The organism is Streptomyces sp. NPDC020192 (genome assembly GCF_044388685.1).
Classification (GTDB): domain Bacteria; phylum Actinomycetota; class Actinomycetes; order Streptomycetales; family Streptomycetaceae; genus Streptomyces.
Window position 1 is genome coordinate 57,352 of record NZ_JBIRXG010000022.1, and the last position, 12,757, is coordinate 70,108.

Annotated in this window: 13 protein-coding genes; 6 read left to right on the forward strand and 7 right to left on the reverse strand. The window is 71.2% G+C overall.

The features are described from left to right. Nucleotides 1-6 precede the first annotated feature (6 nt). The 4 genes from ACH47Z_RS34135 to ACH47Z_RS34150 all read right to left on the reverse strand — a co-directional run bounded on the left by ACH47Z_RS34135 (nt 7) and on the right by ACH47Z_RS34150 (nt 4,262). Nucleotides 7-603 carry a TetR family transcriptional regulator gene (locus ACH47Z_RS34135; protein ID WP_399080721.1) on the reverse strand — a complete coding sequence of 199 codons (597 nt, stop codon included), beginning with the start codon at nt 601-603 and terminating at the stop codon, nt 7-9. Continuing rightward, a complete protein-coding gene (locus ACH47Z_RS34140) occupies nt 600-2,081 on the reverse strand; it encodes an MFS transporter (RefSeq protein WP_399080723.1) in 1,482 nt (493 codons plus the stop codon). The genes ACH47Z_RS34135 and ACH47Z_RS34140 overlap by 4 nt, the downstream gene beginning before the upstream one ends. A 105-nt stretch (nt 2,082-2,186) precedes the next feature. After that, complete coding sequence (locus ACH47Z_RS34145; protein ID WP_399080724.1) at nt 2,187-3,008, reverse strand: lipase family protein; 822 nt, start codon at nt 3,006-3,008, stop codon at nt 2,187-2,189. A gap of 57 nt (nt 3,009-3,065) precedes the next feature. Next, on the reverse strand, nt 3,066-4,262 hold the full coding sequence (locus ACH47Z_RS34150; protein WP_399080726.1) for an FAD-dependent monooxygenase: 1,197 nt from the start codon (nt 4,260-4,262) through the stop codon (nt 3,066-3,068). Nucleotides 4,263-4,602: 340 nt separating this feature from the next. On the opposite strand from ACH47Z_RS34150, the gene ACH47Z_RS34155 reads away from it, so the two are divergent. Both ACH47Z_RS34155 and ACH47Z_RS34160 read left to right on the forward strand, forming a co-directional pair. Then, nucleotides 4,603-4,995 carry a tyrosinase cofactor gene (locus ACH47Z_RS34155; protein WP_399080728.1) on the forward strand — a complete coding sequence of 131 codons (393 nt, stop codon included), beginning with the start codon at nt 4,603-4,605 and terminating at the stop codon, nt 4,993-4,995. A gap of 34 nt (nt 4,996-5,029) precedes the next feature. After that, nucleotides 5,030-5,851 (forward strand): tyrosinase family protein, encoded by an 822-nt coding sequence (locus ACH47Z_RS34160; protein ID WP_399080730.1) that lies wholly within the window; start codon nt 5,030-5,032, stop codon nt 5,849-5,851. Nucleotides 5,852-5,860: 9 nt separating this feature from the next. Here the strand turns inward: ACH47Z_RS34160 and ACH47Z_RS34165 are convergent, their stop codons facing one another. After that, entirely contained in the window at nt 5,861-6,553 is a 693-nt protein-coding gene (locus tag ACH47Z_RS34165; RefSeq protein WP_399080732.1) for a ribonuclease H, read from the reverse strand. Between the two features lie 72 nt (nt 6,554-6,625). Next, nucleotides 6,626-7,420: a VOC family protein gene (locus ACH47Z_RS34170; protein WP_399080734.1), complete on the reverse strand. Its 795-nt coding sequence runs from the start codon at nt 7,418-7,420 to the stop codon at nt 6,626-6,628. A 395-nt stretch (nt 7,421-7,815) separates the two neighbouring features. On the opposite strand from ACH47Z_RS34170, the gene ACH47Z_RS34175 reads away from it, so the two are divergent. The 4 genes from ACH47Z_RS34175 to ACH47Z_RS34190 all read left to right on the forward strand — a co-directional run bounded on the left by ACH47Z_RS34175 (nt 7,816) and on the right by ACH47Z_RS34190 (nt 12,241). Then, the gene (locus ACH47Z_RS34175) at nt 7,816-9,252 is read left to right on the forward strand and encodes a family 2B encapsulin nanocompartment shell protein (RefSeq protein WP_399080736.1); all 1,437 of its coding nucleotides are present in this window, start codon (nt 7,816-7,818) and stop codon (nt 9,250-9,252) included. Nucleotides 9,253-9,268: 16 nt separating this feature from the next. Beyond that, entirely contained in the window at nt 9,269-10,321 is a 1,053-nt protein-coding gene (locus tag ACH47Z_RS34180) for a family 2 encapsulin nanocompartment cargo protein terpene cyclase (RefSeq protein ID WP_399080738.1), read from the forward strand. Between the two features lie 64 nt (nt 10,322-10,385). Further along, nucleotides 10,386-11,261: a geranyl diphosphate 2-C-methyltransferase gene (locus tag ACH47Z_RS34185; protein ID WP_399080740.1), complete on the forward strand. Its 876-nt coding sequence runs from the start codon at nt 10,386-10,388 to the stop codon at nt 11,259-11,261. A 104-nt stretch (nt 11,262-11,365) separates the two neighbouring features. Then, complete coding sequence (locus ACH47Z_RS34190; protein ID WP_399080742.1) at nt 11,366-12,241, forward strand: aminoglycoside phosphotransferase family protein; 876 nt, start codon at nt 11,366-11,368, stop codon at nt 12,239-12,241. A gap of 15 nt (nt 12,242-12,256) precedes the next feature. Here ACH47Z_RS34190 and ACH47Z_RS34195 read toward each other — a convergent pair whose 3' ends face one another. Beyond that, a complete protein-coding gene (locus ACH47Z_RS34195; protein WP_399080744.1) occupies nt 12,257-12,739 on the reverse strand; it encodes a VOC family protein in 483 nt (160 codons plus the stop codon). Nucleotides 12,740-12,757: the final 18 nt, after the last annotated feature.

Consider the following 12,757-nt stretch of genomic DNA (forward strand, 5'->3'; position numbering starts at 1 on the left):
CCCGAGTCAGCCTTCCGGGGTCAACTGGGCCTGTACGAGCGGTCCGTAGCGGTCGGCGATGGCGTCGACGTCGGTCTCCCTCAGATGGGGTCCGCGGGCGATGCCGTACATCACCCCGAGCCCGACCAGCGCGGCGACGGCGAGTTCGGCACGCAGGCCCGGCTCGGGGCCGGGGAGCCGGGCGGCGAGGCGTTCGGTCACCTGGGCGCGGAAGTTGGCGCGCAGGACGTCGCCGTGGTCGCCGTGCAGCGGGGCGAAGGCGATGCGCAGCAACGGGTCAGCGCCCCGCTCGCGCTGGCTGGCCAGGACGTGCCGGGCCATGTGCCGGCCGAGTCCGGGCAGCGGTGCGTCGAGCAGGGCGTCCGCGTCGGTGTCGAAGGACATGACGCGGGCGAACAGGGTGTCCTTGTTGCCGAAGTACTTCAGGATCAACGGCGGGCTGACACCGGCCCGTTCGGCGACCGCCTTGAGGGTGATGTCGGCGTGGGCCTGGCGGGCCAGGAGGGAGCGGGCGGCCTTGAGGATGGCGGCCTTGGTGACCTCGGCGTCACGGCGGCCGGGGGCGCGGGTGTCCGGCCCGGGTGGGGTGCTCACGGTGCTCATGCTCCCTCCAGTGCGTCGTCGCGCGCGTTGCGGGTGGCGGCCCGGGCCCGGCGGGTGCCGTCGGCGGGGATGGTCAGGGCGGTCGCGCAGGCGGCGAGGGCGACGGCGCCCGCCATCGCGAACGCGAGCAGATAGCCGTGCAGGGTCGGGACCGGGACGCCGCCGACCGGGCTGCCGTGGTGGACGAGGACGGCGGCGACGGCGGCACTGGAGACGGCCTGGCCGATGGTGCGCATGAGGACGTTGACGCCGTTCGCGGAGGCGGTCTGACTCGCCGGGACCGCGCGCAGGATCAGGGTCGGCAGCGCGGAGTAGGCGAGGGTCGTGCCGGTCGCCACCACCGTGGCACCGAGGATGATCATCCACAGGTCGCGGCTGTCGGCGATGCGGACGGCGTAGCCGCAGGCGATGACGGCGGCGCCCAGCGCCAGGGTGATCCGCGGGCCGCGCGCGGCGGAGATCCGGGCCGACAGCGGCGAGAACAGCAGCATGGTCACGCCGCCGGGCAGCAGGCACAGACCGGTGGCGACGATCGACAGGCCGAGGCCGTAGCCGGTGGCCTTCGGCGCCTGCACCAGCTGGGCGGTGACGAGGGAGTTGGCGTAGAAGGCGAACCCGGTCAGCAGGGCCGCCACATGCGACAGACCGACCCGCGGCCGGGTGACCAGACTCAGGTCCACCAGCGGCCGTTCGGCCCTCAGCTGCTGCCACCACCACAGGGCGAGGACGACGGCGGCCGCGAGGAACAGCCCGAGGACCCGGGCGCTGCCCCAGCCCCAGGTGCCGCCCTGGGAGACGCCCAGCAGCAGACACACCAGCCCGGCGGCGAGTCCCAGCGCGCCGGGCACGTCGAAGCGGCCGGGCTCGCGCACCGGCGACTCCCTGACCGCCCACCAGGTGCCCGCGACGCCCAGCGCGCCCAGGGCGCCGGTCAGCCAGAACATGGTGTGCCAGTCGGCGTACTGGACGACCAGCGCGGCGAGCGGCAGGCCGAGCGCGGCGCCGATGCCGACCGTGGAACTCATCAGCGCCACGGCCGACCCCCGGCGTTCCGGCGGGAGTTCGTCCCGCAGGATGCTGATCGACAGGGGGACGACGGAGGCGGCGGCGCCCTGCAGTGCGCGGGCGGCGATGAGCACGCCGATGTCGGAGGACAGGGCGCACAGCACCGAGCCGGCGGTCATCAGCGCGAGCGCGGCCGTGAGCACCCGCTTCTTGCCGTACATGTCACCGGCCCGGCCGAGCACGGGGGTGAGCACGGCGCCGGAGAGCAGGGTCGCGGTGACCATCCAGGAGACGGTCGCGGCGGACGCTCCGGTGAGCCGGGGCAGGTCCGGCAGCAGGGGGACGACGACGGTCTGCATGACCGCCATGAGGATGCCGCCCGACGCCAGCACCGGGATGGTGAACCGGTCCCGCGGCGCGGCTGCCGCGGCCGGGGCGTCGGGCGGCCGGGATATCGGGACGGGGCGGTCCATCGGCACTCCTGGGGACGGGGCGAGGGCATGGTGAATAACAATTCACCCTATCGGGTGAATGCCTGTTCACCAACGCCTTTCACCCGTTCCCGAGCCGCGCCCGAGTCAGCCCAGGTTCTTCTCCAGGGCCGTGAGGTAGTTGTGCATGAAGTGGTCGCGGATTCCGTCGGACGCGGGCGCGAAGACGTCGGCGGTCAGCCCCGCGGCCCGGTCGGTGAGGGCCGAGAACACCGGCATGCTGTCGTGCAGCTTGCCCTTGGAGTCGATGTAGCGCAGGGCCCGGACATGGGTGAAGACGGGCTCGGGCGGCAGCTGGGGCACGATGTCGTTGTTGTTGACGAAGCGGTACGTACGGCTGCCGAGCCCCCGGTGGAACGCCTCGGCGAGCAGCCGGTCGCAGGTGCGCGGCTGGCCGAAGGTGTAGACGCCGTCCGCCGCGAGGTGCGGGTTCTCCAGGTACATCCGGGCACCGGCGAGCATGGCGAGGGCGCCGCCGAGGCTGTGCCCGGTGAAGTACAGGCTCTGGCCGTCGCCGCGCAGTTCCTCGAGCGTGTCGGCGACGTCCGGGTACACCGAGCGCAGGGCCTCGGCGAAGCCGTGGTGGACGTGCCCGTTGCCACCGGGGCCGGCGACGGGCGGGGTCGTGGCGTCGGTGAGCCAGTCCTTGATCTGGGTCGGTTCGGTGCCGCGGAACGCGGTGACGATCATCCGGTCACTCACCATCGTGTACGCCTGGGTGTCCTGCAGCGGGAACGGCGGGGTGAACCGGGTCTCGTGGTGCCGCACCTGCCCGAAGCCCCACTTCGCGGCCTGGTCCTCGATGACGGCACGGTCCTTGTAGGCCAGGTCGGCCGCCTGGGCCAGCCAGTAGGCGCGTCGCACGCTGTAGCCGGAGGAGGTCTGGTCGAAGGTGTCGGAGAGAGCCATGGACGGGACTCCTTGCGTGTGGGGGGATTGCGGGGTGGGGGGAATCAGGGAGCCGCGCTAACCACGGCGGATGGCGGAACGGCCGTGCAGGGCGCGCGCCGCCCGGGGGCCGAGCCACCGCTTGAACCGGCGCAGCACCTGAAGCTCTCCGGCCACCTTGTCGAGGCCGTAGTACAGCTGCGGCGGGACGTACGGCAGCAGCGGTGAGTGGCGCTGGCCGAGCAGGGCGAACATCCGGTGCGGGGGCAGGTCGATGTAGCGGGGCAGGTTCTCGTACCAGCGGGCGCTGTAGCGGGCGGCGCTCTGCGCGGACAGCAGCTCGGACCTGCGGCGGTGCTCGTAGGCGGCGAGGGCCTCGGGCAGGCCGGGGTGGGTGTGCAGGGCGTCGGCGAGGCACATGGCGTCCTCCAGGGCGAGGGTGGTGCCGGCGCCGATGGAGTAGTGGGTGGTGTGGGCCGCGTCGCCGAGCAGCACCAGGTTGCCGTTGCGCCAGGTGCGGTTGGTCAGGGTGCGGAAGTTCAGCCATCCGGCGCCGGGGCGGCCGATGAGGGGGCGGCCGTCGAGGATGTCCGCGAAGAGTTCCTCCAGCAGCGCGAGTCCCTCCGCCTCGTCCGCCCGGTCCAGGCCGAGGCCGGTGAGGGTCTCCGGGGAGCACTCGACGACACAGGTGCTGTGCCCGTCGCCGTAGCCGTAGCCGTAGGCCCAGATCCAGCCGTGGGCGGTCTCGGTGAAGGCGAAGGTGAAGGCGTCGAAGACCTGGGTGGTGCCGAGCCAGATGTAGTGGTTGCGGCCCGAGGTGATCTCGGTGCCGAAGGCGTCGGCGTGCCGGGTGCGCAGGGCGCTGTGCACGCCGTCGGCCGCGACGACGAGGTCGGCGTCCGCGGGCGGTTCGGTGAGCTTGCTCTCGTACTCCAGCCGCACCCCGAGCGCGCGGGCCCGGTCGGCGAGCAGGTCGAGCAGCCGGTGGCGGCCGATGCCGAAGCCCTCGTCACCGTGGTGACGGGTCGTCAGCTCGCGGACGTGGGCGACGCCGTCGCTCCAGCGGACGGAGGCGTCCTCGATCGCCCGCGCCGAGTCGGGGTCGCACTCCTGGAGCCGGCCGAGGAGGCCGCGCCAGTAGGTCACGCCCCAGCCGTACGTCGAGCCCTCGGGGTCGCGCTCGTGGACGGTGATGTCGTCGGACGGGTTCCGCCGCTTGAGCAGGATGGCGAGGTACAGACCCGCGGGCCCGCCCCCGGCACAGACGACCTTCACGCACACACCTCTGTCAGTCACTGAACGTGCTCGGACTGCACCGCAGGGTAGCAGGAGGTTCAGGCCGCGCGATCGCGCCAGTTTGGCGTGGTGAGCAGCACCACTCGGACAGACGGAACCCGAGAGAGATCACCGAAAAGGCGGTCGCCGGGGCAAGGAATTCCCCGTTCCGGGGTGGATCACCTGCCGGCCGCGACAAGATCAACTTCGTTCAACCCTGTACGACATGTGGTTAATTGTCCGGATCGCAGCCAACCGGTTCCGGGCGATTTCTTCCGGTACCGAAGGCCCCGATAGGCATGCGTCGTCACCACCGACAGCACCCTCCAGGAGGACCCGCATGCCCGACATCAGCCGTCGCCGCGCGCTCACCGCCGCGGCCGCCCTGGCCGCCACGGCCACCGCCGCCGGCGTCGTCGCGCCCGCCGCCACGGCCGCGGCCCACGAGCACCCCATGCCGATGCCGATGACCTTCGACGAGGTCTACAAGGGCCGCCGGATACAGGGCCGCCCGATGAGCGGCGGCGGCCACCACCACGAACACGGCGGCGGATTCGAGGTGGTGATCGACGGCGTCCAGCTGCACGTGATGCGCAACGCCGACGGCACCTGGATCAGCGTCGTCAGCCACTACGACCCGGTGGCCACCCCGCGCGCCGCCGCCCGGGCCGCGGTGGACGAGCTGCAGGGCGCCCCGCTGGTGCCGATGCAGATGCCCATGCCCGCCAACTGACCGCCCCCGCAAGGACTTCCGGAGTACCCCGCACATGACCGTACGCAAGAACCAGGCCACCCTGACCACCGACGAGAAGAAGCGTTTCGTCGGCGCCGTCCTCGAGCTCAAGCGCAGCGGACGCTACGACGACTTCGTCCGCACGCACAACGAGTTCATCATGTCGGACACCGACACCAGTGAGCGGACCGGCCACCGCTCCCCGTCCTTCCTGCCCTGGCACCGCAGATTCCTGCTCGACTTCGAACAGGCCCTTCAGTCGGTGGACTCCTCGGTCACCCTGCCGTACTGGGACTGGAGCACCGACCGCACCCTGCGGGCCTCGCTGTGGGCGCCGGACTTCCTCGGCGGCACCGGGCGCAGCACGGACGGCCGGGTGATGGACGGCCCGTTCTCCGCGTCTGCCGGAAACTGGCCGATCAACGTACGGGTGGACGGCCGTACGTTCCTGCGCCGCTCGCTCGGCACGGCCGTACGCGAACTGCCGACGCGGGCGGAGGTGGACTCGGTGCTGTCGATAGCGACGTACGACATGGCGCCGTACAACAGCGCCTCGGACGGCTTCCGCAACAACCTGGAGGGGTGGCGCGGGGTCAATCTGCACAACCGGGTCCATGTCTGGGTCGGCGGGCAGATGGCCACCGGGGTCTCCCCCAACGACCCGGTGTTCTGGCTGCACCACGCCTTTGTCGACAAGCTGTGGGCCCAGTGGCAGCGCCGGCACCCCGACGCGGGCTATCTGCCGACCGGTGGCACGCCGGACGTCGTCGACCTGGACGAGACGATGAAGCCGTGGAACGACGTACGTCCGGCAGACCTGCTGGACCACACGAAGTTCTACACCTTCGACAGCTGAAGCGCCTGATCAGGCCTCGGCGGTACGGCACTCCGGGTGGCCCCAGCCCTGCGCGTTCTTGGCGATGGACTCGCCGGCCGCGTAGGAGCGGCCGCACAGGCAGCGGCCGGGGAACTTCGCCTTGATCGTGCGGGCGGCCGCCCCGGCGCCGGTGCGGTGGGGCGCCTTCTTGCGCGGGGCGGCCGCCTTCGGGGTGTCGGGCGAGGGCGGCGGCTCCGGGGAGCCGAGCGCACTGCCGGCCTCCTCCTGCCCGGAGGCCGCCTGGCTGGCCGCACGGTCGGCGAAGTCGTTCAGCGGATCACCGTCGACCTGGTGGGCCGGGACATAGCGGAACTCCACCGACCGGCCGTCGAGCAGCTCGTCGATACGCACGACCAGGTCCTGGTTGGCGACCGGCTTGCCGGCGGCGGTCTTCCAGCCGTTGCGCTTCCAGCCGGGCAGCCAGGTGGTGACGGCCTTCATCGCGTACTGGGAGTCCATGCGGATCTCCAGCGGCACCTCCGGCGCGACCGCCGTGAGCAGGCGCTCCAGAGCGGTGAGTTCGGCGACGTTGTTGGTGGCCCGGCCGAGCGGTCCGGCCTCCCAGCGGGCGGGGGTCCGCTCGTCGTCGGAGACCACCCACGCCCATCCGGCCGGTCCGGGGTTTCCCTTCGAAGCCCCGTCGCACGCGGCCACCACACGTTCACGCATACGCACGATCATGCCATGGTGACGCGGACGGCCGTGCCCGCCCCCTGCCCGTCGTGCCTCCCCGCCCCACCCCCACCCCCGCCCTCAGACGTCCTTGACCGCGGGCATCTCCCCCTCGGTCGTCGCGGTGTCGATCACCGAGAAGTCCGCGCCCTGCGGGTCGCTCAGCGCCGCGAACCGGCCGAAGGGGCTGCTCACCGGCCCGAAGCGCAGGACACCGCCGAGCTTGACGGCGCGCTCCACCGCCTGGTCGCAGTCGTCGACGCTGAAGTAGACATTGATGTACGACGGCACCTCGGGCGGGAAGTCGTCGGTCATCTTCATCCGGCCGAGCACGGTCCGGTCACCCACGTCGAACATCCGGTAGTCGATCGCGGGGTCCTCCATCTGCTTCATCCGGTACGGGAAGACGGCGGAGAGGAAGGTGTCGGCCCGCTCAGGTTCCCGGGTGAAGACCTCGGCCCAGCAGTAGGCGCCTGGGGCCCCGGTCGCCTCGAACCCCTCGTGGGTGGCACCCTGCCAGACACCGAACACGGTTCCGCTGGGCTCCCTGGCCAGGCACATGGTGCCGAAGTCGCCGATCTTCATCGGCTCCATCAGGACCTCGCCGCCGTTGTCCCGGATCCTGCGGGCGGTGGCGGCGGCGTCCGACGAGGCGAAGTACAGGCACCACTGGGACTGGGCCTCCTGGCCGGGCATGGGCGGGACGACGGCGGCCACCGCCTTGCCGTTCACGAAGGCCTGGGTGTAGTTGCCGTACTCCGACGACGACTCGCCGAAGGTCCAGCCGAGGACGTCGCCGTAGAAGCGCTTGGCTCCCTCGACGTCACTGAACATCGCGTCGGCCCAACAGGGCGTTCCCTCGGGTTGCACGGCCATGCCCACGGCCCTCCTGGTGTCGTATCTCCCGATTGCTCCCGCTTGCCACCCCGCTGCTCACGCTAGCCATCCCGCCGTCGGCACGCGCGCCGAGCGCCCGGGGCCGGAGCCGGCCGCGCGGGCGGTCGCGGAAAGTGAGGTTCTGGGAGCATCCGGTCACCCGCGAGGGTGAAACGCGGGCGGGAAACCCCGGCGCGGAGGCGACCGGAAGCGCGCACACAGCCGCATGCCGCTTGTTTGACACGAGTGGCGGGTTTGCACAACTCGCGCGCGCAACCGCCCCCTTTCACGCCTTACCCGGTGATCATCCGGCCTGTTTGGCTGGTCCGTGCGCAGCTCCATCTGGAGCACCACCGACCGATCCCGTCACCCCCGTTGCGCCCGCTGGAGGGAATGTGTCCACACCGGACAGCGCCACCGGTTCCGTCATCGAGGAACCCGCCCCCGACCCGGAGGGGCAGCTCAGCAGCCTGAGCACCCGGGCGGCACGCCAGCTCGCCACGACCACCAAGTCCGAACCGCAGATGCAGGCCATCACCTCCCGATGGCTGCTGAAGACGCTGCCGTGGGTGGACGTCAAGGGCGGCACCTACCGGGTCAACCGCCGGCTGCAGCTGCGCACCGGACGCGGCCGGGTGCACTTCGAGCACAACGGCGCCGACGACATCCGGGTCATCCCGGAGACGCTGACCGAGTTGCCGATTCTGCGCGGCTACCCCGATGGCGACGTGCTGCGGGAGATCGCCGGCCGTTTCCAGCCTCGCGAGGTGCGCGCCGGACAGGTGCTGTTCGAGGCCGGCCAGCCGGTGACGGAGGCGTATCTGGTCGTCCACGGCCGGTTCACCCGCTACAGCAACGGCAAGTACGGCGACGAGGAGATCACCGGGGTCGTCACCGCCGGCGACCAGATGGGCGACGAGGCGGTCGGGCAGTCCGACCCGCTGTGGCTGTCCTCGGTGCGCGCCGACACCGCGGGCGTGGTGCTGTCGCTGCCCTGGGCCGCCGTCCAGGAGGTCACCCAGCGGGCGCCGTCCCTCGCCGCGCATCTCCAGGCGTACGTCGAGCAGCAGGCGAAGCCCATGAACCGCAAGGGCGAGGCCGAGGTGCCGGTGCAGGCCGGCCACGTCGGCGAGCCCACACTCCAGGGCGGCTTCGTGGACTACGAACTCGCCCCGCGTGAATACGAGTTGTCCCTCACCCAGACCGTGCTGCGGGTGCACACCCGCATCGCCGACCTCTACAACCACCCCATGGACCAGACACAGCAACAGCTGCGCCTGACCGTCGAGGAGATCCGCGAGCGCCAGGAGTGGGAGCTGGTCAACAACCGCGAGTTCGGCCTCCTGCACAACGTCGACTACGGCCAGCGGATCAGCACCTTCACCGGCCCGCCCTGCCCGGACGACATGGACGAGCTGCTGTCCATGCGGCGCAAGACCAAGGTGTTCCTCGCCCACCCAAAGGCGATCGCCGCGTTCTTCCGGCAGTGCAACCGGCGCGGTCTGGTGCCCCCTTCGGTGAACGTCGACGGGCACGAGGTGCCCGCCTGGCGCGGCGTGCCGATCTACCCGTGCAGCAAGATCCCGATCAGCGACGACCACACCACGAGCATCATCGCGCTGCGCACCGGCGAGGCCGACCAGGGCGTCATCGGCCTCTACCAGACCGGTATCCCGGAGGAGTTCCAGCCGGGCCTGAACGTCCGCTTCATGGGCATCAACGAGCAGGCCGTCATCAACTACCTGGTCACCGCCTACTACTCGATGGCCATCCTCGTCCCCGACGCGGCGGGGATCCTGGAGAACGTCCAGCTCGGCCGAACCGCCGACTGACGGCCCGGAGCACGCCATGAGCACACCCACCACCGCCTACACGCTGCCCGGCCCGCCGAACATCGCCCAGACCCTGCGTCCGTCCCGGCGCACCGGCGTGGTCCCCGGACTGCACCACCGGCCCGCCGTGCCCGCCGACCCGGAGAAGGCGGCCGAGATCGACCGTCGGCTGGAGACCTGGGCCCGGGAGCTGGATCTGTTCCCCGAGGCCTGGACGGGGGACTTCTCGGACTTCCAGACCGGCCGGGCCATCGTCCTCCAGCACCCGGGCGGCCTCGACCTGGACCGGCTCACCGCCGCCGGCAAGCTGCTGCTCGCCGAGAACATCGTGGACTCCTGCTACTGCGAGGAGGACGAGGGGCGGGGCGGATCGCGGCGCGGCCTCGGCGGCCCGCTGATCATCGCCCAGTCGGCGCTGGACCCCTTCCACGGCGTCCCGGAGCTGGAGGCCGAGTGGCGCGAGGGTATCCAGGCCGAGGGCCCGCTGCGCTCGTACCACTACGCCCTCGCGGACTACGCCACGTTCGCCACGCCCAGCCAGACCGGCCGGTTCGTGCACGACATCGCCCGGCTGCACCTGGGCTATCTCGGCGAGGCCGCCTGGATGGAGACCCGGTACACGCCCCGCGTCTGGGAGTACCTGGTGATGCGGCAGTTCAACAACTTCCGCCCCTGTCTGTCGCTCGTCGACGCGGTGGACGGCTACGAACTGCCCGAGCAGATCTACGCCCGCCCGGAGATCCAGCGGATCACCACTCTGGCGTGCAACGCCACCACGATCGTGAACGACCTGTACTCCTTCACCAAGGAGCTGGCGAGCGATCCGGACCACCTCAATCTGCCGCAGGTGGTCGCCGCCAACGACCGGCGCGGCCTGAAGGCGGCCTATCTGAAGTCCGTCGAGATCCACAACCGGATCATGGAGGCCTTCGAGGAGGAGTCGGCCGCCCTGTCCGCCACCTCGCCCCTCGTCGAGCGGTACGCCCAGGGCCTCGCCGCCTGGGTCGCCGGCAACCACGAGTGGCACGCCACCAACAGCAACCGCTACCACCTGCCCGACTACTGGTGATGCGCCCGGTCACGGGCGAACCAGCCTCTCCGCAACGCCGTTCCATGTTCCAGAGGAGTCATCGTTGACCACTGCCCCCGCCCGGACCAACGCGGTTCCGGTCCCGACCCAGTCCATCTACCAGAGCCGGGTCGCGGACTACTGGAACGCCGAGGAGAACCCGGTCAACCTCGAACTCGGCAAGATCGACGACCTGTACCACCATCACTACGGCATCGGTGAGGCCGACCGGTCGGTGCTCGACGAACCCGATCCCGAGCTGCGCAAGGAACGGATCACCAGCGAACTGCACCGCCTGGAGCACGCCCAGGCCGAGGTGCTGGCCTCCCACCTCGGCCCGCTCACCCCGGCCGACCGGGTCTTCGACGCCGGCTGCGGCCGGGGCGGCGGCAGCATCGTGGCGAACCTGCGCTACGGCTGCCACGCCGACGGAGTCACCATCTCCGCGAAGCAGGCCGAATTCGCCAATGAGATGGCCCGCAAGCGGGGGGTCGGCGACAAGGTGCGCTATCACCACCGCAACATGCTGGACACCGGCTTCCCGTCGGGGGCGTACGCGGCCTCGTGGAACAACGAGTCCACGATGTACGTCGAGCTGGACCTGCTGTTCGCCGAGCACGCCCGGCTGCTGCGCCGCGGCGGACGCTATGTGACGGTCACCGGCTGCTACAACGACACCTACGGCCGGGCCTCGCGCGAGGTGTCCCTGATCAACGCGCACTACATCTGCGACATCCACCCGAGGTCGGAGTACTTCCGGGCGATGGCCAGGAACCGGCTGGTGCCGGTCCATGTGGAGGACCTGACCGAGGCGACGATCCCGTACTGGGAGCTGCGCAAACAGGCCGACCACCTGGTGACGGGCATCGAGGACGCGTTCCTGGACGCCTACCGCAACGGCAGCTTCCAGTACCTGCTGATCGTGGCCGACCGGGTCTGAGCCCGTAGGCGATCCGGTGAAATCCGGTCGACAGCGCGGGCGCCGAGGCGCTGGGATGGCCTTCGATGAATGCCGACACCCCTGCGAGCACCCCATCGCCGCGCATGCACGCGGACGAGGTGCACCTCGACGCCCCGCTCGTCGGCCGGCTGGTCGCCCGCCGGTTCCCGCGCTGGGCCGGCCTGCGGGTACGGCGCCTCGCTTCCTCCGGCACCGAGAACGCCATGTTCCGGCTCGGCTCCGACCTGCTGGTACGGCTGCCCCGGCGGCCCGGCGCCGTACCGGACGTGACGCACGAGCAGCACTGGCTGCCCCGGCTCGGTCCGCACCTGCCGGTGCCCGTGCCCGAGCCGCTCGGCATCGGCGGACCCGATGAGGAGTTCCCCTGGCCGTGGTCCGTCTACCGCTGGCTGGAGGGGCGCAATCCGGTGGCGGGGGCCGTCCGGGAACCGCGGCAACTCGCCGCGGAACTCGGGGCGTTCGTCCGCGCGCTGCGCCGGGTCGACCCGCAGGACGCACCGCCCGGCTACCGGGCCGGTCCGCTCCGGGAGCGGGACGAGCCGACCCGCGCCGCCCTCGCCGACCTGGACGGACGGATCGACACCGACGCGGCCACCGCCCTGTGGGAGCGGGCCCTCGGCGCCCCGGCCCACACCGGGCCCGCCGTGTGGGCCCACGCAGACCTCTCCCCGGGCAATGTGCTGGTCGACGGCGGCCGGCTGACCGCCGTGATCGACTTCGGCTGCGCCGGCGTCGGCGATCCGGCCGTGGATCTGATCGTCGCCTGGAACCTGCTGCCCGCGAGCGCCCGGGACACCTTCCGCGAGGCCGTCGGCGCCGACGACGCCCAGTGGGCCCGCGGGCGGGGCTGGGCCCTGTCGATCTCGCTGATCCAGCTGCCGTACTACTGGGACACCAACCCGGCACTGGCGGAGAACTCCCGGCATGTCATCGCCGAGATCCTCGCCGAGACCGGGTGAGGGCCCCTCGGCCGGCTACTCCCCCGCGTACGCCTTCTCCAGCGTGGCGACGTCCAGCTTGCCCATGGCCATCATGGCCTTGGTGGCGCGGGCTGCCTTCTCCGGGTCCGGGTCGCTGATCAGTACGGGCAAGCGGTCGTAGACGACCTGCCAGGAGACGCCGTACCGGTCCTTGAGCCAGCCGCACGGGCCGGGCTCGCCACCGTTCTCGGTGAGCTTGGTCCAGTAGTGGTCGATCTCCTGCTGGTCGGCACAGTGGATCTGGAAGGAGATCGCCTCGTTGAACGTGAACTGCGGGCCGCCGTTGAGCGCGACGAACCTCTGCCCGTTGGCCGTGAAGTCGACCGTCAGCACCGAGCCGGCCTCACCGGGCCCGGACTCGGGCCAGCGGGTGACCCCGTGGATGGACGAGTTCTTGAAGACCGAGACGTAGAACTCGGCGGCCTCCTCGGCCTGGCCGTCGAACCAGAGACAGGTGATGAAACCGTCGGTGGTCATGAGTACCTCCTGGACGGG

Bases quoted from the DNA above. Each gene is read 5' to 3' on its own strand.
- ACH47Z_RS34135 (WP_399080721.1), bottom strand. From the start codon at position 603: ATGAGCACCGTGAGCACCCCACCCGGGCCGGACACCCGCGCCCCCGGC.
- ACH47Z_RS34140 (WP_399080723.1), bottom strand. From the start codon at position 2,081: ATGGACCGCCCCGTCCCGATATCCCGGCCGCCCGACGCCCCGGCCGCG.
- ACH47Z_RS34145 (WP_399080724.1), bottom strand. From the start codon at position 3,008: ATGGCTCTCTCCGACACCTTCGACCAGACCTCCTCCGGCTACAGCGTG.
- ACH47Z_RS34155 (WP_399080728.1), top strand. From the start codon at position 4,603: ATGCCCGACATCAGCCGTCGCCGCGCGCTCACCGCCGCGGCCGCCCTG.
- ACH47Z_RS34160 (WP_399080730.1), top strand. From the start codon at position 5,030: ATGACCGTACGCAAGAACCAGGCCACCCTGACCACCGACGAGAAGAAG.
- ACH47Z_RS34165 (WP_399080732.1), bottom strand. From the start codon at position 6,553: ATGATCGTGCGTATGCGTGAACGTGTGGTGGCCGCGTGCGACGGGGCT.
- ACH47Z_RS34170 (WP_399080734.1), bottom strand. From the start codon at position 7,420: ATGGCCGTGCAACCCGAGGGAACGCCCTGTTGGGCCGACGCGATGTTC.
- ACH47Z_RS34180 (WP_399080738.1), top strand. From the start codon at position 9,269: ATGAGCACACCCACCACCGCCTACACGCTGCCCGGCCCGCCGAACATC.
- ACH47Z_RS34190 (WP_399080742.1), top strand. From the start codon at position 11,366: ATGCACGCGGACGAGGTGCACCTCGACGCCCCGCTCGTCGGCCGGCTG.
- ACH47Z_RS34195 (WP_399080744.1), bottom strand. From the start codon at position 12,739: ATGACCACCGACGGTTTCATCACCTGTCTCTGGTTCGACGGCCAGGCC.